Consider the following 25,500-nt stretch of genomic DNA (forward strand, 5'->3'; position numbering starts at 1 on the left):
CAGACGCAATTAGCTGTTATATGAAGGGTCTTATGTCGCGTCAGATACGCTTTTCCTCACAGCCTTGTCAAGGGATGTTCAGGAATAATTGCCAACCTTGATCGCTTCTGCTATTTATAGCGACCTGTTTTTATCCCCTCTGGGGATCGATAGTGCGTGTTATCCAGGAGAAACAACATGCAAGAAGGGCAAACCCGTAAAACCTCGTCCCTGAGTATTCTCGCCATCGCTGGTGTGGAACCCTATCAGGAGAAGCCGGGCGAAGAGTACATGAATGAAGCCCAGCTGGCGCATTTCAAGAAGATCCTTGAAGCCTGGCGTAACCAGCTTCGGGATGAAGTTGATCGCACCGTCACGCATATGCAAGATGAAGCCGCCAACTTCCCCGATCCGGTTGACCGGGCAGCACAGGAAGAAGAATTCAGTCTTGAACTGCGTAACCGTGACCGCGAGCGCAAACTGATTAAAAAGATCGAGAAGACGCTGAAGAAAGTAGAAGATGACGATTTCGGCTACTGCGATTCCTGCGGCGTTGAAATCGGTATCCGTCGCCTTGAAGCACGTCCTACCGCCGATCTTTGCATCGACTGTAAAACGCTGGCGGAAATCCGCGAAAAACAAATGGCCGGTTAATGGCTAATGGATTGTGCAGTGAGGCATCTGCTTCACTGCCTGTCTCTTCTCCGATGTCATCCTGTATCGGGCGCTTCGCCCCATCCCCTTCCGGTGAACTCCACTTCGGCTCGCTGATAGCCGCGCTTGGCAGCTATTTGCAGGCACGCGCGCAGCAGGGCAAATGGCTGGTGCGCATTGAGGATATCGATCCGCCTCGTGAAGTGCCCGGCGCGGCGCGGCGCATTCTTCAGCAGCTGGAGCAGTATGGCCTGCACTGGGATGGCGAGGTGCTCTGGCAGTCGCAGCGCCATGAAGCCTATCGGGAAGCGCTGGCCTGGCTGAACCAGCAGGGCCACAGCTATTACTGTACCTGCACGCGCAGCCGCATTCGGCAAATCGGCGGCCTTTACGACGGCTACTGCCGCACGCGACAACGCGGCCCGGATAATGCGGCACTGCGTCTGCGCGTCGATCGCCCCGTGGCGCAGTTTACCGATACGCTGCGCGGCGAGGTGATGGCCGACGCCGCGCTGGCGCAGGAAGATTTTATTATTCACCGCCGCGACGGGCTGTTTGCCTATAATCTTGCGGTAGTGGTGGACGATCATTTTCAGGGCGTGACGGAAGTGGTCAGAGGCGCCGACCTGATCGAGCCGACGGTACGGCAGATAACGCTGTACCAGCGCTTTGGCTGGCCGGTGCCGGGCTACCTGCATTTGCCGCTGGCGGTCAACGCCGATGGCAACAAGCTTTCCAAGCAGAATCATGCGCCGCCGCTGCCGGCAGGCGATCCGCGGCCCGTGCTGGTGCAGGCGCTGCGTTTTTTAGGCCAGCCGGTCAGCGAAGGATGGCGCGACGAAATGCCGTCTGTTTTACTGGAAAAAGCGGTCGCCGCATGGGATCTGACCCGCGTGCCGCGCCAGAATATACTGTTGCAGAATGGTTAGTAGAAAGTGAATACGCGCGCCCGCTCTGGCCTGAAAACGAGAGCGAAGCGAGATGAGCATTCTCAAACGCGCCACACTGAGCTATGATTAGCCGCTGTTTTTTATCGCCCAGCTTTAACGTCACTATCGAGGTGTCCCATTTTTACCCGAGTTGCTAATTTTTGCCGAAAAGTTTTGAACCGCGAAGGCGAGGCGCCAGCCGAGGTGCAGGTTGCGCCTAAGATAACCGTGATCCCGCGTGACGGGCACGCTATCTCGCGTAAAGACATCAGTGAAAATGCCCTCAAGGTATTGTACCGACTGAATAAAGCGGGCTATGAGGCTTACCTTGTGGGTGGCGGCGTCCGCGATTTACTGCTGGGCAAAAAACCGAAAGATTTCGACGTGACTACCAACGCCACGCCGGAGCAGATGCGTAAGCTGTTCCGCAACTGCCGTCTGGTCGGCCGCCGTTTTCGCCTCGCTCACGTCATGTTCGGGCCGGAAATCATTGAGGTCGCCACCTTCCGTGGCCATCACGAAGCGGAACAGCCGGAGTCCGATCGCAACAGCTCGCAGCGCGGCCAGAACGGTATGCTGCTGCGCGACAACATTTTCGGCACCATTGAAGATGACGCCCAGCGCCGCGATCTGACTATCAACAGCCTGTATTACAGCGTGGCCGACTTCAGCGTACGCGACTATGTCGGCGGCCTGAACGACCTGCATCAGGGCATTATCCGCCTGATTGGCGATCCGGAAACGCGCTACCGTGAAGATCCCGTGCGAATGCTGCGCGTGATCCGCTTCGCCGCCAAACTGGATATGAGCATCGCCGCCGAAACGGCAGAGCCGATCCCTCGACTGGCAACACTGCTGCACGATATCCCGCCCGCGCGCCTGTTTGAAGAGACGCTGAAGCTGTTGCAGGCCGGTTATGGCTACACGACCTATTTGCAGCTGCGTGAATATCAGCTGTTCCAGCCGCTCTTCCCGCTGATCACCCGCTACTTTACGGATCAGGGCGACAGCAATATGGAACGCATGGTGGTGCAGGTGCTGAAAAACACCGATAACCGCATTCATAACGATATGCGCGTTAACCCGGCGTTCCTGTTCTCAGCGATGTTCTGGTATCCGCAGCTGGAAGCGGCGCAGAAAATCGCGCAGGAAAGCGGCCTGGCCTACTATGACGCTTTCGCGCTGGCGATGAACGACGTGCTGGATGAAGCGTGCCGCTCGCTGGCTATTCCGAAACGCATTACCACGCTGGTGCGCGATATCTGGCAGCTGCAGCTGCGCCTTTCCCGCCGCCATGGCAAGCGCGCCTGGAAGCTGATGGAGCATCCTAAGTTCCGCGCCGCTTACGACCTGCTGGCGCTGCGCGCCGAAGTAGAGAATAACCAGGAGCTGCTGCGCCTCTCCGCCTGGTGGGGCGAGTTCCAGGTTGCCGCGCCGCCGCAGCAGAAAACGATGCTGAATACGCTTGGCGACGATCCGGTGCCGCGTCGCCGCACCCGCCGTCCGCGCAAGCGCGTGCCTGGCCCTCGTCGCGACGGTAACAGCAGCAACGTATGAGGGCGTATCTCGCCTTAGGCAGCAATCTGGCCGATCCTTTGCATCAGGTGCAGTCCGCGCTTGATGCACTGGCCGGGCTGCCGCAAACCACCCTGCTGGCCACCTCCCCCTTCTACCGCACGCCGCCTTACGGCCCGCCGGATCAGCCAGACTATCTTAATGCCGCCGTGCTGCTGGAAACGGCGCTGCCGCCGGAAACGTTGCTTGACCATACCCAGCGTATTGAGCTGGAACAGGGACGCGTACGTAAGGATGAACGCTGGGGCCCGCGCACGCTGGATCTGGACATCATGCTGTTCGGCGATCTGACGATTAACACGCCGCGTCTGACCGTACCGCACTACGATATGCACAACCGCGCGTTTATGCTGGTGCCGCTGCTCGCCATCGCGCCGGAACTGATTTTGCCGGACGGCACGCCGCTTAAAAAGCTGGTCGCCACGCTGGACTGCCGGGCCATTAAGTCCTGGTAGCCAGGCTACCGCCCTTCCATTAAGATACGCCCACCAGAACACTTTCTCAGAGGTTGTGATGAAACCGACAACGGTCTCCACCCTTCGCCAATGGAAAAAAAGCGGCCGCAAATTCGCTTCTGTTACCGCTTATGACTACAGCTTCGCTCGCCTGTTTGCCGACGAAGGCATCCAGGTCATGCTGGTCGGCGATTCGCTTGGTATGGTCGTTCAGGGCCATGATTCCACGCTGCCCGTCACGCTGGCGGATATCGCCTATCATACCCGTGCGGTGCGCCGCGGCGCGCCTGCCGCGCTGCTGATGGCCGATCTGCCTTTTATGACCTTCGCCACGCCGGAACAGGCTTTTGCCAGCTCGGCGGAGCTGATGCGCGCGGGCGCGAACATGGTGAAAATCGAAGGCGGCGCCTGGCTGAGCGACACCGTGCGCCAGCTGGCCGAACGCGCCGTGCCGGTCTGTGGGCATCTGGGCTTAACGCCGCAGTCGGTCAATATTTTCGGCGGTTATAAAGTGCAGGGTCGCGATAGCGAGGCGGCGGAGACGCTGCTGGCCGACGCGCTGGCGCTGGAAGCGGCCGGCGCGCAAATGCTGGTGCTGGAGTGCGTGCCCGTCGCGCTGGCGCAGCGCGTAACCGAGGCGCTGGCTATTCCGGTGATCGGCATCGGCGCGGGCAACGTGACCGACGGTCAGATCCTGGTGATGCACGACGCCTTCGGCATCACCGGCGGGCATATTCCTAAATTCGTCAAAAATTTCCTGTTGGAAACAGGCGAGATGCGCGCTGCCGTCAGGCAGTATGTAGCGGAAGTCGAAGCGGGAACGTATCCTGCTGAAGAACACAGTTTTTACTGAGACGGGAGCGGCAAGTGCTGATTATTGAAACCTTACCCATGCTGCGGCGTGAGATCCGCCGCTGGCGGCAAGAAGGCAAGCGTATCGCGCTGGTGCCCACGATGGGCAATCTGCACGACGGCCATATGACGCTGGTCGACGAAGCCCGCGCGCGCGCCGATATTGTGGTTACCACTATTTTCGTTAACCCGATGCAGTTTGAGCGCGCTGACGACCTGGCGCGCTATCCGCGCACACTCCAGGAAGACTGTGAGAAGCTGAACCGCCGCAAGGTGGATCTGGTTTTTGCGCCCGCGCCCGATGATATCTATCCAAAAGGGCTTGGCGAGCAGACGTTTGTCGAGGTGCCGGGCCTCTCTTCGCTGCTGGAAGGCGCCAGCCGTCCGGGCCACTTTCGCGGCGTATCGACCATCGTCAGCAAACTGTTTAACCTCGTGCAGCCCGATTTGGCCTGCTTTGGCGAGAAGGATTTCCAGCAGCTGGCGCTGATCCGCAAGATGGTCGCGGATATGGGCTACGATATCGAGATTGTCGGCGTGCCGACGGTGCGCGCGAAAGACGGCCTGGCGCTCAGCTCGCGTAACGGTTATCTGACGCCCGACGAGCGAAAAATCGCGCCCGCGCTGAGCCGCGTCATGAACAGCATGGCGGAAAGGTTGTCCAATGGAGAGCGTCATGTCGATGTGATTATTGCCGATGCGGAAGCCGCGCTGGCCATTCACGGCCTGCGCGCCGACGGACTGGCGATAGTCGATGCTGAAACGCTGCTGCCGCTAACGGTAGAAAGCAAAAGCGCGGTCATTTTGATGGCGGCCTGGCTGGGCAAGGCGCGCCTGATTGACAATCAGCAGGTCGATTTAACGGCATAGCGTGCCGATTATTGCTTATTCACCAGAGGTAAATGATGAACCGTACCATGCTGCAGGGCAAACTCCACCGCGTCAAAGTCACGCAGGCAGATCTGAACTATGAAGGCTCCTGCGCCATTGACCAGGACTTTCTGGATGCTTCCGGCATCCTGCAATATGAAGCGATCGATATCTATAACGTGACTAACGGTCAGCGCTTCTCTACCTATGCTATCTCGGCCGAACGCGGCTCGAAAATTATCTCCGTCAACGGCGCGGCCGCCCGCTGCGCTTGCGAAGGCGATATTCTGATCATTTGCTCTTACGTGACGATGTCGGATGCCGAAGCCCGCGAATGGCAGCCGAAAGTCGCCTACTTTGAAGGCGATAATGTAATGAAGCGTTTGGCGAAAGCGGTGCCGGTGCAGGTCGCTTAATCTACTGGCGGGGGATGACTCCCCCGCTCTTCTTACCGCCATCGTTCAGACCCCGCCCTTTCCTTTTACTCCCGTTTTCCGGCCCGGCCCTGCTTACTGTTACCCGGCGGCGGCATCTCTGCCTCCCCGGCTGCGGGGCTAGAGGAGGCTGGCGCAGCTGGAGACACCGCCGTTTACCTGGCAGGGTTTGACGCTTCCAGCCCCAGGCACCCCCCTCAGGCTACGCCTGCTTACTTTTGCCCAACGGCTGCATCTCAATTTCTTCGCTCGCTGGCTGCGCGACGGGCCGGGATCCGCCAGGCGCGGCTGAAGGCGGCGTCGTCTGAGCGGCAGGCTTTGAGGTCGAAGCCTGTGGCGCCGTTTGCGCGGCAGGTCGGGTCGGTGCCGTAGTTTGTGACGTCGAGGCCTGGGGTGCCGCCGGAGCGACAGGTCGTGCCGGTGGCGGCGCAGTTTGTGGCGCGGTGGTCTGTCCTGACGCCTGCGCGGCAGGCCGTGACGAAGAAGCCTGAGGGGCTGACGACGGCATCGCCTGCGCGGCTGGCTGTGGCGGAGAAGCAAACTGCTTTTTGATTTGTTCGCCCGCCCACTGATGGGCATTGCTCATGGCGTCAGAAACGTTATTTTTCGCCGTTTTCAGACCGCTGCCAACCGCGTTGCCCGTTTTGACCGCTCCATCGGCTAATGAGATGGCGCCTTCCTTGACCGAGTTTTTGGTTTTCACCGCGGCATCGACGGTCATCTGTCCCACATCTCTTGCCCCTTGCTGTACCACCTCAATAGCCTTATCCCGCACTTCACCGGTTTTCTCCCCAATTACGCTGTTCACGACTTTATCCGCCAAAAAATCTACGGCTTCGTCATTGCGGGTTGGCGCCGGCCCGGCTAACGCGCCTGCGACGCCCTGAAAAGCATAGGCCAGCGCGGCGCCGACAAGGTTAATCGCCTGATCTTTAGCAATCTCTGATGGCGAGGTCAGCTGGCCTGCGCCGAGGCGTCCAAGCGCGTCATCAATCGCGGCGGAGGGGGCAGAACTCACGGCTTCGCTCACGCCTTTATTACGCACAACATTGCGTAAGGCATTGTTTCCGGCCAGCGTCACGGCTAAGGCGCCAATTTCCGACACCATATTTCCTGAAGTAATATTCAGCGTTCCCTTAGCATAATTACGGGGCGTTAGTAAGCTAAGCAGCAGCGTTTTCAGCCTTTCCGCGCCTCCGGACGCCATCTGCTGCTTGACGCTGGTAGACTTCAACGCGGTGTATTGCGCTTTCCAGTCGGTGCGTCCCAGCAGGAATTCAGGGCCGTGGGAAGCGCTGAACTTGTTGGTGAGGACGCCGCCCGCCGCGCCTGCTGCCAGACTCAGCACATTGCTGGTATGCGACACCGCCTGAGGATTATTATGCGTCGCCGCGGCTACAGCGCCGACCACGGCATTACGGCCATTGAATCCCTGGCCGCCCAGCGGAGCCAGCTTCAGGCTTTCTCCCAGACCCTGGCGCTTTTTCAGCACCTCCTGCATTTCCGGCTCCAGCTTTGCGGAATCGGCTGCCAGCCACAGCGTATCCTTTACCGTATCAGCAAATACCTTATCGCCTACGGATTTCATCACCATCGCCGTGGCCCCATCAATCGCCCCCGCCAGCGCTTCCGAACCCGGCGTGGAACCGGCCACGCCTGCGCCTAATTTGAGGGCGCCTGAGGCGTAGCCCGAGATGGCAAAAGGAAACGCTTTTACCGCGTTGCCTGCGGCCTCGCTGATGTAATCCATTTTCTGCGCTTTGGCCATATTTTCGGCAACGCTTTGAGGCGTCTCTCCCATATCATGAAGCTCAGCGGCACGATCCTGTACCAGCGTGTGCAATGCGGTACTGCCGGGAAAATAGTGATTGAGCTGGGTAACTATGTTGTTAATGGCCCGATCGCGCGCAGCGTCTGCCGGTGTGGTAACCGCCGTAGAAGGGCCTGCTCCCCCGGTGCCCCGGGCGCGAGCCTCCTGACTGGAGGTTGCCTGGCCTGAAGAGTGAGTGGCGGTAGTTAAGGTAGAAGGTAATGCATTTACGCCTGCCATAAGTTTGATCCAGAGTTGAGTCAAAGATAACAGGCTTGTGGCCTGCTGATTTATCGTGACAACACCGGCCATACTCAATACCAGTACAACGTGCTCGCGATAGGACTGAGTGGCAATAGGGAGGAAAAAGTTTGCAGCTAAATAAGGTTTTCTTATATTGAGTGATGGACGTCAAATAATGCGGGGATGGAGATCGTGCTATTTGCGGTTACGCTTTCTTCGTTCAGCAACCTTCTCCATGCAGAGAGAAGGCGGTTCAGCCTCCCTTCCCCTTGCGGGAAGAGAGGCTTTTAAGCATTTAGGTACGCAGCCCTCTTCCGCGCTGGATCAGCCACCAGACCAGAATGTAAAACACCGCGATAAAGCCTACCAGCACCGCCAGCGTAAACACCAGCGGCACGTCGGAGATGCCCAAAAAGCCGAAGCGGAAACCGCTGATCATATAGACGATCGGGTTCAGCTTCGACACCATCTGCCAGAACGGCGGCAGCAGCGTCAGCGAATAGAACACGCCGCCCAGGTAGGTTAACGGCGTCAGCACAAAGGTCGGGATCAGGCTGATATCATCAAAGGTTTTAGCGAAGACCGCGTTCAGCAGGCCCGCCAGCGAAAACAGGATCGCCGTCAGCAGCAGCGTTACCGCCACCATCAGCCAGGAGTGCACGTGAAACGGCACAAAGAACAGCGACACCGCGGTCACCAGGATCCCGACGCAGACGCCGCGCGCCACGCCGCCGCCGACATAGCCAGCGATAATGACGTGCGTCGGCACCGGCGCCACCAGCAGCTCTTCAATGTTGCGCTGGAATTTAGAGCTGAAAAAAGAGGACGCTACGTTGGCATAGGCATTGGTGATCACCGCCATCATAATCAGCCCCGGCACGATAAACTGCATATAGCTGAAGCCATGCATATCGCCAATGCGGGAGCCAATCAGGTTGCCGAAGATAATAAAATAGAGCGTCATGGTGATAACCGGCGGCACCAGCGTCTGGATCCAGATGCGGGCAAAACGGTTAATCTCTTTTCCCCAGAGACTTTTCAGGGCAACCCAGTACAGATGTGTCATGCTTTCTCTCCTTTGCGACCGTTTACCAGGTCTACAAACAGCTCCTCAAGGCGGTTAGCCTTGTTGCGCATACTTAATACCTTGACGCCCTGCTGGCTGAGCTGGCTGAAGACGCTGTTCAGCCCCTGCTCGCGCATGACTTCCACCTCCAGCGTTGAGGTATCCACCAGCCGGTACTGGAAGCCTTCCAGCGCCGGCAGTGGGCTTTTTGCCGCCAGATCGAAAATAAAGGTTTCCGATTTCAGCTTCGCCAGCAGCCCTTTCATGGTGGTGTTTTCCACCAGTCGGCCGTGCTGAATAATGCCGATATTGCGGCAAAGCATCTCGGCTTCTTCAAGATAGTGGGTGGTCAGGATGATGGTGGTGCCTTTGGCGTTCAGATCCTGCAAAAAGCTCCACATCGAGCGGCGCAGCTCAATATCCACGCCTGCGGTCGGCTCATCCAGGATCAGCAGCTTTGGCTCGTGCATCAGCGCGCGGGCGATCATCAAGCGGCGTTTCATGCCGCCGGAAAGCATCCGCGCCCGCTCGTTGCGCTTGTCCCACAGATCGAGCTGCTTTAAATATTTTTCCGCCCTTTGCAGCGCTTCTTTTTTCTCTACGCCGTAAAGGCCCGCCTGGCTGACCACGATTTGCAGCACGGTTTCAAACTGGTTGAAGTTAAACTCCTGCGGCACCAGGCCCAGCTGGCGCTTGGCGTTGACCACATCCTGCTGCAGGTCATAGCCAAACACCCGCACCTTGCCGGCAGTTTTATTCACCAGCGAGCTGATAATACCGATAGTGGTGGATTTGCCCGCGCCGTTGGGGCCAAGCAGCGCATAAAAGTCGCCCGCTTCCACGTTAAGATCGATTCCTTTCAAGGCCTGAACGCCACCCGCATAGGTTTTGGTCAGCTTTTCGAGTTCCAGTGCATAAGTCATAGGTAAAGGATTGCCCTGTTTTGTATGGTTTTCTTGTTTAGCGTTTTCAATCACAGTTTGATGGCCTATATTACTGCCACGCATATCAAGTTATGGCGCTATAAAAATGAAAGATATTGATACTCTCATTAGTAACAACCGCGAGTGGTCTCGCCTGCTGAAAGAAGAGAACCCGGCTTTTTTTGAACGCCTGTCGCTGGCGCAGAAGCCTCGTTTTCTCTGGATTGGCTGTTCCGACAGCCGTGTACCAGCCGAACGTCTGACCGGCCTGGAGCCGGGCGAACTGTTCGTTCATCGCAACGTAGCTAACCTGGTTATTCACACCGATCTGAACTGCCTTTCCGTTGTGCAGTACGCGGTGGAGGTTCTGCAGGTGGAGCACATCATTATCTGCGGCCACTACGGCTGCGGCGGCGTGCAGGCGGCGGTCGAGAACCCGGAACTGGGTCTGATCAACAACTGGCTGCTGCACATCCGCGATCTGTGGTACAAGCATAGTTCGTCATTGAAACAGCTGCCGACGCCGGAGCAGCGTTTTAACAAACTTTGTGAAATCAACGTGATCGAGCAGGTTTATAACCTGGGCCACTCAACCATCATGCAGTCGGCATGGAAACGCGGTCAGAATGTCAAAATTCACGGCTGGGTTTACGGTATTCAGGATGGCCACCTGCACGACCTGGAAGTCGGCGCTTCCAGCATGGACGTGCTTGAAGAGCGTCACCATAAAGGTATCGCTAACGCGCTGAAAGGCTTGCAAAACCCGAGCTGATCTCCGGCCGGATCATATATCAGGCCGGGAAATCCGGCCTTAGTCGATCGTGCGGTGAGCGTTACTCTTCCAGCATTACCACGTGGCCTACGTAAGGCAGATGGCGATAGCGCTGGGCGTAGTCGATGCCGTAGCCCACCACGAATTTATCAGGAATAGTGAAGCCCACGTATTCCACCGGCACTTCCACTTCCCGCCGTTCAGGCTTATCCAGCAGCGTACAAATTGCCAGCGACTTTGGCTCGCGCAGGCGCAGGATTTCCCGCACTTTGCTCAGCGTATTGCCGGAGTCGATAATGTCTTCCACGATCAGCACGTCCTTGCCACGGATATCTTCATCCAGATCCTTAAGGATTTTCACATCGCGCGTGGTGGACATACCGCTGCCGTAGCTGGAAGCCGTCATAAAATCGACCTCGTGCGATACCTCAATCCTGCGGCAGAGATCCGCCATAAACATAAAGGAACCGCGCAGCAGGCCGACCAGCACCATTTCGCTACCGCTGTCGCGGTAGTTTTCGGTGATCTGCTGGCCCAGTTCAGCGATGCGTTTGGCGATCTCTTGCTCGGAGATCATGACTTCTACAGTGTGTTTCATAAATTAGCTTATCTCACTGATTTTATTCAGTTAAACATCATGTAAAGCGTGTATGAAAAGTCGATATTGACACACCGATTGCTGTACGGAGTACCACACAATCCAATACAACGGCGATAGCATGAGAACCTCTTAAGGAGGGGGATTATATCAGGGATGGTTGCCGGATGAACTGAAAGCATGCGAACAAATCGCCGCTTTTGGCCGGCGGCAAAAGCTCAGGGGTTAGATTACCCCTTGTCTTGCATTGCCGATCTCCGAAAAAGGGGGCAATAACTTCCCTGAAGGCCGGTGATGAATGTTTTTAGCTGTGTCCGTTATCAGCGTATCTCAGTACCCGGCTGAAACATGATAAGAAATCAGCGGGGGAAGGAAGATTTTCCCCTGTGCACTACGCAACAAATAAAGCTTTAATTATGGTCAATTTTTATTACTTCCCCATTTTCTTCCAGTCGGTAATCATCGCCATCATACACAACGAAGATAGTCCCCTTATTCTTGCTCTTATCTATTGAAAACACTCTGTTTTTATCAATGCAGTTCTTATCAGTTTGCATATCCTTAAAACATAACCTGTCATACTTGCCCTCTTCTTTATAGCCATCACCAAATAACCAAAAGCTAATGGTGTAATTTCCATATAATGCTGGTTTAGGGATGCCGTAACGGTTTTTTAGCTTATCTTTATTTTTAAGCCACCAGGCTATTTTACCCCGATCGGTAAACGGAACATTTTTTACTATGACATCACTGAAGTTCCCGTCCTCGTGAACGGCAACTATTACCACAGGGCGAAAAAACAACCAAAAAACATAGACCAGTGACGCGCTACCAATCAGTAACAACGTACTCAATAATTTTTTATTAGTTTTCATCACGTCTCCCGGTAATTTCCACAGTGGTTTCCATATCGGTCATAAAGGGTTTAAAGCCAAACAGGTTGTATCGTTGAAGCAAAAACCAGATGCGAAAAAAACGGAACTGATTAAATTTTAACGCTGAAATATCTTCACTATCCAGGCCAAAATGATCCTGTATTTTGTAATTCACAAGCGCGCGGTACCGCTCATTTTCAGTATGCAGTGATTTTATAGCGATATGTGTAGCCCATACATCATGTACTGTAATCCCCATTCCGTTAAAACTATCCTGCAACCGATAAAACTTAGGTAATTTCCCTCTAAGGATCGCTTTTGTTAACTCTTTTTTTTGCGCTAAAGGAAAGTAACCCTTTCCCCAGTCTATGTTTTTACCAACGACTTTAGTTAACAAAAGACGCGTATTGTTTTTAGAATTATCATTTAGAATATGCTTTTTTAACGCACTATCCAAAGACGTATCCTGAAAAGGCATACCGTTGCCATTCTGCATATGGGTTATCATTTTTTCAATCAGATGGCTGTAAGGTCCGTAAATGGAAAATGTCCGCGAAAGGTGTCGGAATTCATCAAAGAGGATTTTGGCACATTCTTGCCGGGAAATTTTCTCACCTTCGCTACGGGAGCCATAGAATCTCGATTGAGGTTGATTAAATGGGGTGATTTTGGTCAATGTGTAAGGATTGACTCTGGTGGATACATCGACCAGATGAAACGCTCTTTTCAGCTGAAATTCTGATAAATCGCCACAATGCATATCACTGGCGCTGTAATCTTCTATCTTTTTTTGTGTTTTGAAAATTGTACAGGGGAATTGTAATGCAGACATGGTATCGCTTCCTTGTGGGTTACTCCTGAAAATTTTCAGCTAGATGTAAATCTAGCGCCGCTCAAATCGCCTGTAAACGCCCGACATTTAAATGAAAAAAAAATTAAGAATTTTGCCCGCTTGAGCGGAGTGGATCCGTTTCATACCTTTCCAGCCCGCAAAATCGGAAAAGCAAGATAGCCAAAGATCTGGGGAATATAGCGCTAATGGAAAGGTCAGCGGCATAGCCAACAGCGTTCCGTTAATTAAAACCAATGAATAGCTTTTCCATTGCTTAATGGACGCTGTCAAAAAAATTTTTTTTGTAAAACCTTTTGCTGGAAAAAATCCTGTCGTCGTTATATTTCATCCCGATCAATCCGTTCATCACGCCGCTTTTTTTGCTGCTTTTCCTTCAGCGAAGAATAACAGCAACTGAATTTCATGCTAACAGACATATAGCCTTCCGGAAGGCCTGAATATTTTCAGTAAAAGCTTAACGATAGTCCAATAAATTATTTAATAACGTTAAGGCGGTAAGGCTAAGATGCGATCGCTTATTTACCCTCGCTGGTCAGGAGAACCCATGGCGACGCAACACGCAAAAAAAACGCATCTCGGCAATCGTGAACTACAGCCTGAAACGCAAATGCTTAACTACGGTTACGATCCTGCGCTGTCCGAAGGCGCAGTGAAACCGCCCGTGTTCCTGACTTCGACCTTTATTTTTACCAGCGCCGAAGAAGGCCGTGACTTTTTCGATTACGTTTCCGGTCGTCGCGAGCCGCCGGAAGGCGAAGGCAACGGCCTGGTTTACTCACGCTTTAATCATCCCAACAGCGAAATCGTCGAGGATCGGCTGGCGATTTATGAGCGCACCGAAAGCGCGGCGCTGTTCTCTTCGGGCATGTCGGCTATTTCTACCGCCCTGCTGGCCTTTGTCGAGCCAGGCGACGCCATTCTGCATTCGCAGCCTTTATATGGCGGCACCGAAACGCTGCTGACCAAAACTTTTCGTCGGCTGGGCGTGGCGTCGGTCGGGTTTGCCGACGGCGTGGATGAGGCCTCCGTACGGGCAGCGGCAAAAGAGGCAATGAAACAGGGACGCGTATCAATGATCCTCATTGAATCGCCCGCTAACCCTACCAACAGCCTGGTGGATATCGCGCTGATTAAACGCGTGGCTGATGAAATAGCACAGCAGCAGCAGCATCGTCCGATTATTGCCTGTGATAACACGCTGCTCGGGCCGGTCTTTCAGCGTCCAACCGAACACGGCGCGGATCTGTCGCTGTATTCGCTGACTAAATATGTCGGCGGCCATTCCGATTTGATTGCCGGTGCGGTGATGGGCAGCAAGGCGCTGATTAAACAGATTAAAGCGCTGCGCAGCGCGATTGGTACCCAGCTCGATCCGCACTCCTGCTGGATGATCGGCCGCTCGCTGGAAACGCTGTCGCTGCGTATGGAGCGCGCCAATGACAATGCCGCCGCCGTCGCCGCGTTTCTGCAATCGCATCAAAAAATTGAAAAACTGCACTACCTGCCATTTCTGGAAACCGGTTCGCCAGCCGCAGAGGTTTATCAACAACAGTGTAGCGGCGCGGGATCGACGTTCTCATTCGACGTGGTCGGCGGCCAGGCGGCTGCCTTTAAGCTGCTGAATGCGCTCCAGCTGTTTAAGCTGGCGGTAAGTCTTGGCGGCACCGAATCACTCGCCAGCCATCCTGCCAGCACCACGCATTCCGGCGTCCCGGCGGAGGTGCGCACGCGTATCGGCATCAATGAGGCTACCGTTCGCGTCTCTATCGGCATCGAAAACAAAGACGATCTGATTGAGGATCTACGCCTGGCGCTGGAAAAGGTGTGACCGTTTTCTTGTAGCAGGTTGTACGCGGCCCCGGCAAAACCGTCAGCCGGGGCCATATATCAGCCTGGACTCAGCACTTATGTGCGGCTTTCAGCAATGCGTTGCACGAGGCAGAACCCGCTGCCGTTGGCAGAGAGGAGCCATCCGTCGGAGAGCAAACAGCATCGCTGCTGATGCCAGCCGTAGAGTAATAGCACTGGAAGACTTTGCCCTGAGTAGAGGCATGGAATCTGACCGAGTCGATATCGCTGGTACGTTGCGTGATGATGACTTTATCCGCCGTAGTGCCCAGCGCGAAAGCTGCTTTTTCTTTAATGCTTTCGTCGGTGCGTACCGCATTATCAACCATGCCACAGCCGCTGAGCAGCAGGCTTCCCGCCAATACCGCGCCTAATAATGCTTTCATTTTCATCTTTTTATCCTGGCTTTTTTTAAGAGCGGGGATTGTAACAGGAAATGTTTTTACGTCCAGACCGGGCACCACGCCGTCCGCTCCAATAAAATTTTCTGAAGGAATAACGGACAAATCGCGAAGCAACGACATCTTCCGGCTGGTTTTACCTGCGGTCAGGAGTCCAGGAAAACGCCTACACTTATTGATTCCGCTATGAACCGATCCTGCTGGAGGAGAATCCGTGAAGGTTATTCATCTTAACTGTGGCTGTATGTGTCCCGTTGGCGGCGCGCTTTATGACGGTTTCAGCAAAGGCATCCGGGCGCATCTTGCCTGCCATTGCCTGCTTATCGAAACGGAAAACAGCGGGCTGGTGCTGGTTGATACCGGATTCGGTACGGAAGATATGCGCGCGCCCGGCAGCCGCTTAGCCACTTTTTTCCGCGTGATGAACAATATTCAGCGCAAACCCTCTCTGACAGCGCTGTCGCAAATCCTGGCGCTGGGCTACCAGGCCTCGGACGTTCGCCATATCGTGCTGACCCATCTGGACTTTGACCATGCCGGTGGGCTGACCGATTTTCCGCAGGCGCAAATTCATCTGATGCAGCGGGAAATCGATACTTCCCGGCAGCGCGACAGCTGGCTGGCCCGTTCCCGTTATCGGCCTGGCCAGTGGAGCGGCGTCTCAGGCTGGACGGGTTATCACGTATCCGGTGAAAAGTGGTTTGGCTTTGATGCCGTCACCGGTTTAAAAGGCCTGCCGCCGGAAATATTGCTGATCCCTTTGCCTGGTCATACGCAAGGCCATGCGGGAATAGCGGTGCAGACCGATACCGGCTGGCTGCTGCACGGCGGCGATGCGTGGTTTTATCAGCGCGAGCTTGAGCATCCGCGCCACTGTACGCCGGGGTTGCGGTTTTATCAGTGGTTTATGGCCGCCGATAATGACGTCAGACGCGTTAATCAGCAGCGCCTGCGCGAGCTGGCCCGCCATCACTCTGCGGAAATCAGTTTGTTTTGCAGCCATGATTTCCGCGAGCTGGAGCGGATGATCGCCGGAGGCTCGCCGCCTGACCAAAACCGATAAGCTTTCCGGGCTTTCCCCTGCAAGGGGCTACCTTATGCACTTTTCACCAGGCCAGCGCTGATGGAAGCCGTTATTTTCCTGTAATCCCCATTTTTTTCATTCTGGAAAGCAAGGTAGTCCGTTTCAGCCCCAGACGAACCGCCGCACCGCGCGGCCCGGCGACGACGCCGTTGGTTTCTTTTAATACCTGAATAATGCGCTCGCGTTCATCTTCCCCGCTTAGCGGTGGGGCCGAGGCTTCCGCCGCCAGGCTGGGCACATCGGCGATCGGCAGCGGATAATTCAGCTCAGGAAGCTGTAAATCCAGCACGCTGCCGCGCGTCAGCAGCACCGCACGCTCAATCACGTTTTCCAGCTCACGCACGTTGCCCGGCCACGGCATACGGCTGAGCAACCTCAACGTTTCTGCCGGAATGCTGTCGATAGTCCGCTTCATACGGCGGGAAATTTTATAGGTCAGGAACTTCACCAGCTGCGGAATATCCTCCGGACGTTCGCGCAGCGGCGGGATCACAATGGGGAAGACGTTTAACCGATAATAGAGATCGCTACGGAAAGCCCTGTCGGCCACCATCTGGCTCAGATCGCGGTTAGTCGCCGCGATTATCCGCACGTTTACGGAAATTTGCTTGCTTCCGCCGACCCGTTCAAATTCCTGCTCCTGGAGGATCCGCAACAGCTTGGGCTGCAGTTCTAAAGGAATTTCACCCACCTCGTCCAGAAACAGCGTCCCCTGATCGGCCAGCTCAAAACGGCCCATACGCTGAGCCGTCGCGCCGGTGAACGCGCCTTTCTCATGGCCAAACAGCTCGCTTTCCATCAGGCCGGCGGGCATTGCCGCACAGTTCATCTTTACCATGCGTTTGTCACGCCGATCGCCCAGGTTATGTATCGCCCTGGCAATCAGCTCTTTGCCCGTGCCGGTTTCACCAAGGATCAATACAGAACAGTCACTTTTCGCCACAATTTCGACCTGTTTCAGCACTTTTGACATACTGGCGCTTCGCCCAACGATATCGCTGAAATCGGGATTGTGGCTGTTGATCTGCTCGGTCAGATAAAGATTTTCATGCTGTAGCTTCTCCTTCAGGCTCTTGATCTCCTGATAGGCCAGCGCGTTATCTACCGCGATGCCGATACGCTCCGCAATCTGCTGCAACACCCTCAGGTTGGCGGGCGTAAAGTTGTCGGGCTGCGTCTTGGCCAGTTTCAGCACGCCCAGCGTTTTGTCTTTAAAACGCAGCGGCAGAATACATAACGTTTTGACCTGATTAGGCCACAGCTGCTGAAACAGGGCGTTTTGCACCTTCTCCTGCCCTTTTGCGGGCGGCACGTTGACGAGCAGGCTTTCACCGCTTTTCATCACCTGCTCTTCCAGCGTGCCGACCAGCGTGATGCGGGACTGTTCACGCTCCGCGACGTGCGCCTCTATATAGTGAGTGGTGTAAACATTTGCCTGCTCGCTCGTTTTATCCACGTCGCACAGTACGATGCTGATGGCGTTGATATGAAAAAAGTGGTGGATCGTTTTGGCAATTTCACCGGTCAGTTCATCCAGATCCAGGCGGGAAATGACTGCGTTAGTAATATCGACCAAAAGACGAAAATCATCCCGTTCATGACGCAACAGCGACTGCTGTAGCTGGGCATTCTCATGCAGCTGGATCTGTTCAACCGCCACGGCAGCCAGCAGGCACAGCTCATTCAGCGCCTTTTTATCTTCAACAGTAAACGCCTGGCCGTTCTGACGCATAAATTCGCAGCCGCCCAGCACGCCGGACGGCCCTGTTAGCGGCACCAGGCAGTAGTCGGTAAACGGCGGATAGAGATCCAGCGCGGCCAGCTGCGGATAATGCCGATGCAGCGCTTCACCACGCCAGACCTGCATGCTTGCCGTTTTACGCAGTGAATGCACCGGGCCGCTTGCCAGCAGCGTCTCATCCTCATACACAATCGGCTGATGCATCGCATCGGTGCCGTAAAAATGGACGCGGGCATTGTTGCCGAACAGCAGCAGCGTGACGGCTTCTGCCATATTCACGCGCTGTACCACCTGCGTCAGGGCTTGCAACAGCGAGCTCATGGTTTGCTGCCGCAGCAGGGTTCGCGTCAGCGTCAACAATCCTTCTTGTTTGGTGTTGCTTAGAGTGGCAGTTTGCATAGCTTTACCCTGGATAACCTCTGATAAGAAAGAGAATTGCGCAAAGAAAGTCAGATCCGATACGCTTTTATTAAGGTCAACAAATGCGCGGCAAAGGCTCTGCATGGGGTAACATCAGCTGGCGCGAAACCCCCAGCGCGCCGCGTAAGCAGACCTGCGGATTTGCCGTCATCTCGCCGATAGTGACCGCATCCGCGCCCAGCGGATGATTGCGCAACACGCTTAACACCTGCTGCTCTGCCCGGGCGGAAACCGCCAGCACCAGCTTGCCTTCGTTAGCGAAATTCAGCGCCTCCAGCCCCAGCAGTTCACAAATCCCTCTTACCGCAGGCTTTACCGGCAGGGCATTTTCCTCTATTGAGATACCCAACCCGCTGGCCCCGGCGAACTCGTGCAGGACAGCATTGACGCCGCCGCGCGTGGCGTCGCGCAGCGCGTGCACGCCGGGCAGCAAACGCAGCGGCGCAATCAGGGGAGCTAACACCGCACAGTCGCTCTGCACGTCCAAATCCATTCCCAACTGCTCGCGCAGATTCAGAATAGTGGCGCCATGGTCGCCAAGCGTACCGCTCACCAGGATCTTGTCTCCTGGCTGAACGGTGCTGGCCGCCCATTTCACCGCCGTTGGGATCGCACCGATCCCTGCCGTGTTAATAAAGATCTTATCGGCTGCGCCACGCTGAACTACCTTGGTATCACCGGTAACGATAGCGATGCCAGCCTGCTGCGCGGTCTGCGCCATGGCACTGACGATGCTCTGCAAATCGTCAAGCGGCAGGCCCTCTTCCAGGATAAAACCACAGGAGAGGTAAGTGGGTATGGCGCCGCAGACCGCCAGATCGTTCGCTGTACCGCAGACCGCCAGCTTGCCGATATTGCCGCCAGGAAAGAAAATGGGATCGATAACATAGCTGTCGGTGGAAAAAGCCAGCCGGTCGCCCTGACGGGTAAAATCGGCCAGCGACAGCCGGGCGCCGTCTTCCCGCTCGTTAAGCCAGGGATTATCAAACGCCTGCAGAAACATCCGTTCAATCATCTGCTGCATGGCGCGGCCGCCGCTGCCGTGCGCCATCGTTACGGTTTGTGCCGTCATTCGGTTACCCTCGTAGCTGCCCCTGGCGGAACTTCCGCCGGGGTTTCCTGGTGCCGATACTGGTACCAGGCGGCGCAGGCGCCTTCGGAAGAAACCATCAGCGCACCAAAGGCGTTATGCGGCGTGCAGCCGGTACCGAACAGCGGGCACTGGTGCGGTTTACAACGTCCTGTGAGCACATCGCCACAGCGCGCCTGGGGATGATCGGCGACGGCGTATGTGCCCGGTGTAAAGCGCCGTTCGGCGTCAAAACCGGCATAGGCTTCGGTCAGCGAAATAGCGGATGCCTCAATCAGCCCCAGTCCGCGCCACTCGCTGCTGCCGGCAAGCTGAAAGACTTCCCGTATCGCCCGCTGCGCCAGCAGGTTCCCCTCTTCCGGCACCACGCGTCGATATTGGTTTTCTGTTTTACAGCCTGACTCGCACACCTGCTCCACCAGCATCAGGACGCTTTGCAGTATATCCAGCGGCTCAAACCCACTGACCACCAGCGGCTTGCCAAATTGCTGATGGATAAACCGGTATGGTGCGGTTCCGGTGATCATGGTGACGTGGCCGGGCGCCAGAAACGCGTCAATTCGAACATCGTCCTGCTGCAGCAGGCTGCGTAAGGTGGGCATCAGGCTGATATGCTGACAAAACACGCTGAAATTGCCGAGCCGCTGCCGCTTTGCCTGTTGCAGCGTAACGGCAGTAACCGGCATGGTGGTTTCAAAGCCCAGCGCAAAAAAGACCACCTGCCGCCGGGGATTTTCCCGCGCCAGCTTAAGCGCATCGAGCGGCGAGTAAACCACGCGGACGTCCGCGCCGCGCTCGCGGGCCTGTAACAGCGAGCCTTGCTTGCCCGGCACGCGCAGCGCATCGCCAAAGGTACAAAAAATGACGTCTGGCCGGGCGGCAATCTCACAGCAGGCATCGATTCTGCCCATAGGCAGCACGCAGACCGGACAGCCCGGCCCGTGGATAAACTCCAGCGGTGGCGGCAGCAGCTTATCCAGGCCGAATTTAAAAATGGCATGGGTATGCCCGCCGCACACCTCCATTATCCGCATCGGTTTTTCTGCGGTAAAAGGCAGCCGCGTCGCCTGCTGGTTAAGCCGTTCAAGCAGCTTCTTCGCCAGCGCCGGATCGCGAAACTCATCAACAAAACGCATATTTTACCTCTCTCCCGCCAGGAACAGCGCCACGTCGGCTTCCAGCTCTTCCATGGCATGAAGGGCGGCCAGCGTCTCCTGCGCTTCCTGCTCGTTCAGCCGGGCCAGCGCAAAACCCACGTGGATCAGCACCCAGCTTCCGAGCAAGGCCTCGCGGCTGTCGCCACAGACCAGAGCGATATTGACTTCGCGACGCAGGCCGCAGACCTCAGCCCAGGCATGATCGCTGTGCTGTTCATGCAGCGCGACAATCTGCCCCGGAATGCCTATGCACATTGCTGTTGCTCCAGCCATGCCAGCCAGCGCGCCATGCCTTCTCCGGTGGTGGCCGACAGCTGAATGACGTCAATCTGTGGATTGACCAGCCGCGCGTTAGCGATACAGGCCTCGACGTCAAAATTCAGGTAAGGCAGCAGGTCGATTTTATTCAGGATCATCAGGCGCGACGCTGCGAACATATGGGGATATTTCAGCGGTTTGTCTTCCCCTTCCGTGACCGACAGTACCGCCACTTTGCAATGCTCCCCAAGATCGAAACTGGCCGGGCACACCAGATTGCCGACGTTTTCGATAAACAGCAGGCTGTGGTTTTCAGGAGCCAGCTGATGTACCGCCTGATGCACCATTTGCGCATCCAGGTGACAGCCTTTGCCGGTGTTGACCTGAATCGCCGGGACGCCGGTCGCGCGGATGCGCTCGGCATCGTTAGCGGTTTGCTGATCGCCCTCGATAACGGCGCACGCTTGCAGCGGCACAAGGCGCAGCAGAGTGTTCGTCAGCAGGGTTGTTTTACCCGAACCGGGGCTGGAAACCAGATTCAGCGCCAGAATGGACGCGGCGGCAAAATGCTCGCGATTATGCGCGGCGATGTGGTTATTTTTTGCCAGGACTTCGGTTTCTATATCGACCAGACGGCGCGGCGCATAAGGCAGCCCATGGGCGCGCTCCTGATGGCTGTGAGCATGGCCGCCGTGGTGATGGCTATGGCCGCCGCCATCGTGAGAATGCAAGGCGTCGCCGCTCACGCCTTCAATACGAAGCTCGCCGCTGGCACAGCCGCAGGTACTGCACATAATTTTCTCCCCGGGCGCTGGCCCGCTATTCAATTTCGATACGTTTAATTTTCATGCCGTCATCCGCAATCACCCGCAGACGACGTCCGCCACAGTCCGGGCAGAGCAGCACGCCCGCCATCAATAAGGTGATATCGCGCTGGCAGTCGTGACACCAGCTGACCGCCGCTGGCGTATCAAGATGCAGATCGCAGCCTTCCGCCAGCGTTTGCCGACAGGCCAGGTCGAAACAGAAGCGCAGCGCTTCGGGCTCGACACAGGAAAACGCGCCGACTTCCAACCATACGGAAGTAATACGTCGGGCATGATGACGCAGGGCAAACTGCTGCATTATTTCTACGGCGTTTTGACACAAAGTAATTTCGTGCATTGCCTTTCTCCTCGGATGCTGAGGAGTAATTTGCAATATCAATGCCAGCTTTTTTCGACACGGCGTTTATGCCTTATCGATATGGCCAGAGCCGGAAAGAAACGCGTATTTAACTGACCGTCAGATATGACGAAATGACATGTCTTTGACATCGACAGCGCTAAATAATCGGGCAAAGAGATTACCGCCAATCGCCTTTAAATTGATGAACTACAAAGTGTTTTAGAATATTTTCATGACCTGGCACACTTTATGCCATTAGGTTCTCAGCAATCCTGTTTCGTTGGCGTAATAGCAATGTCGAAACGGTATCCTGTTCACCTTAACCCGTGGTAATGCTTATGAGCTCCCTTAGCGAACTGGCCGACCAGGCTGAGTATATCGCCAGTAAAAACAACCAGTTGAAAGCGCACTGGCGTACCTATCAGAACGCGCTGACGCAGGCCGTAGCCCTTTCCAGTCACAACATTAATCATGAATTCACCTGCAGCAACGAGCGCGGCATCCATTTTGTCTTATTTAACCATTTTATTATCAGCATCCATTTGCAGGCTGACTTTTACAGTCAGCAAATCGTCTACAGCCTTAATATGGCGCAGCCAGGTGAGCCGGAAGATTTTCAGGCCTTTTCCCGGGCGACATTAACCGAAGACGGCCGTATTGATAACGCTGTTGATATTCACGACAGGCAGGCCGTGCTTGATCACTACCTGAATAAAATAGCCGCTATTTATCAGTGTATTTATGACGCTATTCATAGCAGCACCCCAATCCATCCGCAGTTGGAAAAGTTAATTAAAGCCTTTTAACAGGTCAGCCATTATCCCCTGGAATAGATCTGATGGCCTGCACAGGGGCAGTAATGACGACATAAATGACGAAACTCTGTTTTCAACGTCAATTTCGTCACTTTTGACGAAATACCAAGGAGATTTCATGAGCCGCCCGACCGCCATGAATCATTATGTGATAGCCGATGCCAGACGCTGTATCGGTTGTAATACCTGTGTAGCCAGCTGCTCACAGGAACATCAGCGTTATGGTCTGCAGTCCGCGCCGCGCCTGGAGGTAATGCGCAACCTTCAGGATTCCGCGCCGGTCATGTGTCGCCAGTGCGAGGATGCGCCCTGCGCCAAAGTTTGTCCGGTTAATGCTATTACCTTGCGGGATCGCGCTGTTCAGCTGAATGAGAATCTGTGCGTCAGCTGCAAGCTATGCGGCATCGCCTGCCCGTTTGGCGCCATCACTTTCTCCGGCAGCACGCCGGTAGCAACACCCCGTGACTGCAATACGCCGAAAGCCTTGCCCGCCCCGCTGCCGCCGCGTCCACTCAGCCCTTTCCTTGATTGCGTGCCGGGCGTGCGGGCGGTGGCCGTGAAATGTGATTTGTGCAGTTTCAGCGAGGATGGCCCCGCCTGCATCAGAACCTGTCCGACCCAGGCCATCAAGCTGGTTACCGTCGATTTGTCCCTGCACGCCAGTCAACGGAAGCGCCTGAATGCGGCCAGCTCGCTCCCTGTCGATCTGTTTATCTCTGGCAAGGAGAACCCATCATGACCTCCCTTTTTTCGCCCGCGCCGCTGTTGACGTTTGCGCTGCTGCTCCTGCTGCTGAGCGGCGGCATCGGCTGGCTGCTCGCCGGGGCTGCCCGTGTCAGCGCGGCTGTTTTTAGCAGCGGCGGCCTGGTGGCTTCTCTGGCGACGATAGCGGCAGCGATGCAAATCCTGCCCGGTGACGCGCTGACCGTCGCCCTGCCGCCGTTCTCTTTTCAGGCAGGCTTCAGCCCGCTGAACGCGCTGCTGCTGCTGGCTATTTGGCTACCCGCGCTATTTTGCAACCTGTACGCCTGGGTCTGGCTGCGCAGCGTCGGTCGGCCTGTTCGCGCGCGGGCTGGCCTGCTGTGCCATTTGCTGATGGCGACGCTGACGACAGCCGTGCTGGCCGTCAACGCGGTGCAACTGATCCTGTCGATGGAGCTGGCCGCGCTCTGCGCCGGACTGCTGATTGTGCAGAATGACGACGTGAAAAGCCGCCGCGCCGGCTTAAATCAGTTTTTGTCCGCGCGGCTTGGCACGCTCTGCCTGGCGCTGGCTTTTGGCCTGCTTTATCACGCCAGCGGCAGCCTGAACTTTGACGTGCTGCGGCACAGCGAGCTTTCTATGGGCGTCAGGTCGACGGCCTTTCTGCTGTCGCTGACCGGCTTCGGGCTTTACGCCGGGATTATTCCTCTGCATGGCTGGGTGCCGCAGTCGCACACCAGCGCCCCCGCTCATGCCGCCGCGCTGTTCTCTTCGGCATTAATGAAAGTCGGCATTTTAGGGGTAATCAAAGTCGGGCTGGATCTGCTGGGCGCACCGCCGCTGTGGTGGGGCGTGCTGGTCATCCTGCTGGCGATGCTGACCGCCTTTATCGGTGGGCTTTACGCGCTAATGGAACATGATATCCGCCGCCTGCTGGCTTACCACACGCTGGAAAATGTCGGGATCGTTCTGCTGGGCGTGGGCGGCGCGATGATTGGCGTCACGCTGCGTTTGCCGCTGCTGGCAGCGCTGGCGCTGCTGGCCGGTCTGTTCCATCTCTTTAACCACGGCCTGTTTAAAACCACGCTGTTTTTAGGCGCGGGCGAAATAGAGAGGCAGACCGGGACGAAAGATATTGAGCGGCTCGGCGGGCTGGCGCGTCTGATGCCGTGGACGGCGGGCGCAATGCTGATTGCGCTGATGGCGATGGCCGCTCTGCCGCCGCTAAACGGCTTTGCCAGCGAATGGCTGCTTTACCAGTCTTTTTTCCAGCTTGGCAGCAGCCCGTTCTGGCTGACTCGCCTGCTCGGCCCGCTGCTTGCCGTCGGGCTGGCGCTGACTGGCGCGCTGGCGCTGATGTGTATCGCCAAAGTTTTTGGCGTTGCCTTTCTGGGCAGCCCACGCGGCGGCACCGCCGGGGCCAGGCCTGCTCCTCTGGCGGTCACGCTCAGCGTGGTTATCCCGGCGCTGCTGTGCGTGGTGTCTGGCGTCGCGTCTCCCTGGATCGTTCCCCTGTTTTCCCTCGTTGCCGCCGACGTGCTGCATATGACCGCGCCTGTCGTTACGCAGCATGGCGCCGTCTTCTCGGCTACGTCGGCGGTTTCCGCTCCGATGGTGGCGATTTTACTGCTGGCGATGCCGCTGCTGCCCTGGCTTATTGCCGTTGCGCTGCGCGGCAGCCGCCTGCCGAACCGGCGACGCGGCGACGCCTGGGCCTGTGGCTACGCTCATTCCGCCGGGATGGTGGTAACCGCCACCGGTTTCGCTCAGCCGCTGCGCGTGATGTTTGCGCCGCTGTATCGTCTGCGCCAGCGTCTGCTGCCTGCCGCCCTGACGACGGCCCTGCATCAGGGCGGGCTGGCTGCGCTGTGCCGCCGTCTGGCATTTATTGAACTGGCCGTGCTGCTGGTCGCGGCGCTGGCCTGAGGA

26 protein-coding genes are annotated in these 25,500 nt (G+C 56.2%); 13 read left to right on the plus strand and 13 right to left on the minus strand.

All coding sequences use genetic code 11. The features are described from left to right. Positions 1 to 177 precede the first annotated feature (177 nt). The 7 genes from dksA to panD all read left to right on the plus strand — a co-directional run bounded on the left by dksA (position 178) and on the right by panD (position 5,730). Positions 178 to 633 (plus strand): RNA polymerase-binding protein DksA, encoded by a 456-nt coding sequence (gene dksA, locus AB3U87_RS09200; protein WP_125289067.1) that lies wholly within the window; start codon positions 178 to 180, stop codon positions 631 to 633. A gap of 53 nt (positions 634 to 686) precedes the next feature. After that, entirely contained in the window at positions 687 to 1,562 is an 876-nt protein-coding gene (gene gluQRS, locus AB3U87_RS09205) for a tRNA glutamyl-Q(34) synthetase GluQRS (RefSeq protein ID WP_369895594.1), read from the plus strand. Between the two features lie 138 nt (positions 1,563 to 1,700). After that, complete coding sequence (pcnB, locus tag AB3U87_RS09210) at positions 1,701 to 3,119, plus strand: polynucleotide adenylyltransferase PcnB (protein WP_253461107.1); 1,419 nt, start codon at positions 1,701 to 1,703, stop codon at positions 3,117 to 3,119. Then, positions 3,116 to 3,592, plus strand: a complete 477-nt coding sequence (gene folK, locus AB3U87_RS09215; protein WP_370734557.1) for a 2-amino-4-hydroxy-6-hydroxymethyldihydropteridine diphosphokinase — start codon at positions 3,116 to 3,118, stop codon at positions 3,590 to 3,592. Before pcnB ends, folK begins: the two co-directional genes overlap by 4 nt. A 58-nt stretch (positions 3,593 to 3,650) precedes the next feature. Continuing rightward, complete coding sequence (gene panB, locus AB3U87_RS09220) at positions 3,651 to 4,445, plus strand: 3-methyl-2-oxobutanoate hydroxymethyltransferase (protein WP_253455213.1); 795 nt, start codon at positions 3,651 to 3,653, stop codon at positions 4,443 to 4,445. 14 nt (positions 4,446 to 4,459) lie between these two features. Continuing rightward, positions 4,460 to 5,314, plus strand: a complete 855-nt coding sequence (panC, locus tag AB3U87_RS09225; RefSeq protein ID WP_301251383.1) for a pantoate--beta-alanine ligase — start codon at positions 4,460 to 4,462, stop codon at positions 5,312 to 5,314. Positions 5,315 to 5,349: 35 nt separating this feature from the next. Beyond that, on the plus strand, positions 5,350 to 5,730 hold the full coding sequence (gene panD, locus AB3U87_RS09230; RefSeq protein ID WP_370734587.1) for an aspartate 1-decarboxylase: 381 nt from the start codon (positions 5,350 to 5,352) through the stop codon (positions 5,728 to 5,730). Positions 5,731 to 5,950: 220 nt separating this feature from the next. Here panD and AB3U87_RS09235 read toward each other — a convergent pair whose 3' ends face one another. From AB3U87_RS09235 to AB3U87_RS09245, 3 genes are all read right to left on the minus strand, one after another. Continuing rightward, entirely contained in the window at positions 5,951 to 7,798 is a 1,848-nt protein-coding gene (locus tag AB3U87_RS09235; protein WP_370734558.1) for a hypothetical protein, read from the minus strand. A 298-nt stretch (positions 7,799 to 8,096) separates the two neighbouring features. Then, a complete protein-coding gene (locus AB3U87_RS09240; RefSeq protein ID WP_125289061.1) occupies positions 8,097 to 8,867 on the minus strand; it encodes an ABC transporter permease in 771 nt (256 codons plus the stop codon). Further along, positions 8,864 to 9,790, minus strand: a complete 927-nt coding sequence (locus tag AB3U87_RS09245) for an ABC transporter ATP-binding protein (protein ID WP_253455216.1) — start codon at positions 9,788 to 9,790, stop codon at positions 8,864 to 8,866. The genes AB3U87_RS09240 and AB3U87_RS09245 overlap by 4 nt, the downstream gene beginning before the upstream one ends. 106 nt (positions 9,791 to 9,896) lie before the next feature. Here AB3U87_RS09245 and can point away from each other — a divergent pair, with 106 nt between their 5' ends. Then, on the plus strand, positions 9,897 to 10,562 hold the full coding sequence (can, locus tag AB3U87_RS09250) for a carbonate dehydratase (RefSeq protein WP_253455217.1): 666 nt from the start codon (positions 9,897 to 9,899) through the stop codon (positions 10,560 to 10,562). A 61-nt stretch (positions 10,563 to 10,623) separates the two neighbouring features. On the opposite strand, the gene hpt is transcribed toward can, so the two are convergent. From hpt to AB3U87_RS09265, 3 genes are all read right to left on the minus strand, one after another. Then, on the minus strand, positions 10,624 to 11,160 hold the full coding sequence (hpt, locus tag AB3U87_RS09255) for a hypoxanthine phosphoribosyltransferase (RefSeq protein ID WP_125289058.1): 537 nt from the start codon (positions 11,158 to 11,160) through the stop codon (positions 10,624 to 10,626). A 410-nt stretch (positions 11,161 to 11,570) separates the two neighbouring features. Then, complete coding sequence (locus AB3U87_RS09260; RefSeq protein ID WP_394148872.1) at positions 11,571 to 12,035, minus strand: DUF943 family protein; 465 nt, start codon at positions 12,033 to 12,035, stop codon at positions 11,571 to 11,573. Beyond that, the gene (locus tag AB3U87_RS09265; RefSeq protein ID WP_394148873.1) at positions 12,025 to 12,867 is read right to left on the minus strand and encodes a YPO3983 family protein; all 843 of its coding nucleotides are present in this window, start codon (positions 12,865 to 12,867) and stop codon (positions 12,025 to 12,027) included. The genes AB3U87_RS09260 and AB3U87_RS09265 overlap by 11 nt, the downstream gene beginning before the upstream one ends. A 565-nt stretch (positions 12,868 to 13,432) precedes the next feature. Here AB3U87_RS09265 and AB3U87_RS09270 point away from each other — a divergent pair. After that, positions 13,433 to 14,716, plus strand: a complete 1,284-nt coding sequence (locus AB3U87_RS09270) for a cystathionine gamma-synthase family protein (RefSeq protein WP_394148874.1) — start codon at positions 13,433 to 13,435, stop codon at positions 14,714 to 14,716. Between the two features lie 70 nt (positions 14,717 to 14,786). Here AB3U87_RS09270 and AB3U87_RS09275 read toward each other — a convergent pair whose 3' ends face one another. Further along, positions 14,787 to 15,128 carry a hypothetical protein gene (locus AB3U87_RS09275; RefSeq protein WP_301251389.1) on the minus strand — a complete coding sequence of 114 codons (342 nt, stop codon included), beginning with the start codon at positions 15,126 to 15,128 and terminating at the stop codon, positions 14,787 to 14,789. 223 nt (positions 15,129 to 15,351) lie between these two features. Here AB3U87_RS09275 and AB3U87_RS09280 point away from each other — a divergent pair, with 223 nt between their 5' ends. Next, a complete protein-coding gene (locus AB3U87_RS09280) occupies positions 15,352 to 16,200 on the plus strand; it encodes an MBL fold metallo-hydrolase (RefSeq protein WP_369895484.1) in 849 nt (282 codons plus the stop codon). Positions 16,201 to 16,270: 70 nt separating this feature from the next. On the opposite strand, the gene flhA is transcribed toward AB3U87_RS09280, so the two are convergent. The 6 genes from flhA to hypA form a co-directional block, all read right to left on the minus strand. Next, positions 16,271 to 18,361, minus strand: a complete 2,091-nt coding sequence (gene flhA, locus AB3U87_RS09285) for a formate hydrogenlyase transcriptional activator FlhA (RefSeq protein ID WP_394148875.1) — start codon at positions 18,359 to 18,361, stop codon at positions 16,271 to 16,273. Positions 18,362 to 18,437: 76 nt separating this feature from the next. Beyond that, a complete protein-coding gene (gene hypE, locus AB3U87_RS09290; protein WP_301251393.1) occupies positions 18,438 to 19,454 on the minus strand; it encodes a hydrogenase expression/formation protein HypE in 1,017 nt (338 codons plus the stop codon). Next, on the minus strand, positions 19,451 to 20,608 hold the full coding sequence (gene hypD, locus AB3U87_RS09295) for a hydrogenase formation protein HypD (protein ID WP_394148876.1): 1,158 nt from the start codon (positions 20,606 to 20,608) through the stop codon (positions 19,451 to 19,453). The genes hypE and hypD overlap by 4 nt, the downstream gene beginning before the upstream one ends. Before the next feature lie 3 nt (positions 20,609 to 20,611). Continuing rightward, complete coding sequence (hypC, locus tag AB3U87_RS09300) at positions 20,612 to 20,884, minus strand: HypC/HybG/HupF family hydrogenase formation chaperone (protein WP_369895487.1); 273 nt, start codon at positions 20,882 to 20,884, stop codon at positions 20,612 to 20,614. After that, positions 20,875 to 21,681: a hydrogenase nickel incorporation protein HypB gene (gene hypB / locus AB3U87_RS09305; protein ID WP_394148877.1), complete on the minus strand. Its 807-nt coding sequence runs from the start codon at positions 21,679 to 21,681 to the stop codon at positions 20,875 to 20,877. Before hypB ends, hypC begins: the two co-directional genes overlap by 10 nt. Positions 21,682 to 21,706: 25 nt before the next feature. Then, positions 21,707 to 22,051, minus strand: coding sequence for a hydrogenase maturation nickel metallochaperone HypA (hypA, locus tag AB3U87_RS09310; protein WP_253455227.1), 345 nt, complete (start codon positions 22,049 to 22,051; stop codon positions 21,707 to 21,709). A 341-nt stretch (positions 22,052 to 22,392) separates the two neighbouring features. On the opposite strand from hypA, the gene AB3U87_RS09315 reads away from it, so the two are divergent. The 3 genes from AB3U87_RS09315 to AB3U87_RS09325 all read left to right on the plus strand — a co-directional run bounded on the left by AB3U87_RS09315 (position 22,393) and on the right by AB3U87_RS09325 (position 25,497). Continuing rightward, positions 22,393 to 22,860 carry a formate hydrogenlyase regulator HycA gene (locus AB3U87_RS09315; RefSeq protein WP_253455228.1) on the plus strand — a complete coding sequence of 156 codons (468 nt, stop codon included), beginning with the start codon at positions 22,393 to 22,395 and terminating at the stop codon, positions 22,858 to 22,860. 145 nt (positions 22,861 to 23,005) lie between these two features. Further along, positions 23,006 to 23,608, plus strand: a complete 603-nt coding sequence (locus AB3U87_RS09320) for a 4Fe-4S dicluster domain-containing protein (protein WP_253461111.1) — start codon at positions 23,006 to 23,008, stop codon at positions 23,606 to 23,608. Continuing rightward, a complete protein-coding gene (locus AB3U87_RS09325; RefSeq protein ID WP_394148878.1) occupies positions 23,605 to 25,497 on the plus strand; it encodes a proton-conducting transporter transmembrane domain-containing protein in 1,893 nt (630 codons plus the stop codon). The genes AB3U87_RS09320 and AB3U87_RS09325 overlap by 4 nt, the downstream gene beginning before the upstream one ends. Positions 25,498 to 25,500 lie beyond the last annotated feature (3 nt).

Source organism: Erwinia plantamica (genome assembly GCF_043420595.1).
GTDB classification, from domain to species: domain Bacteria; phylum Pseudomonadota; class Gammaproteobacteria; order Enterobacterales; family Enterobacteriaceae; genus Erwinia; species Erwinia aeris.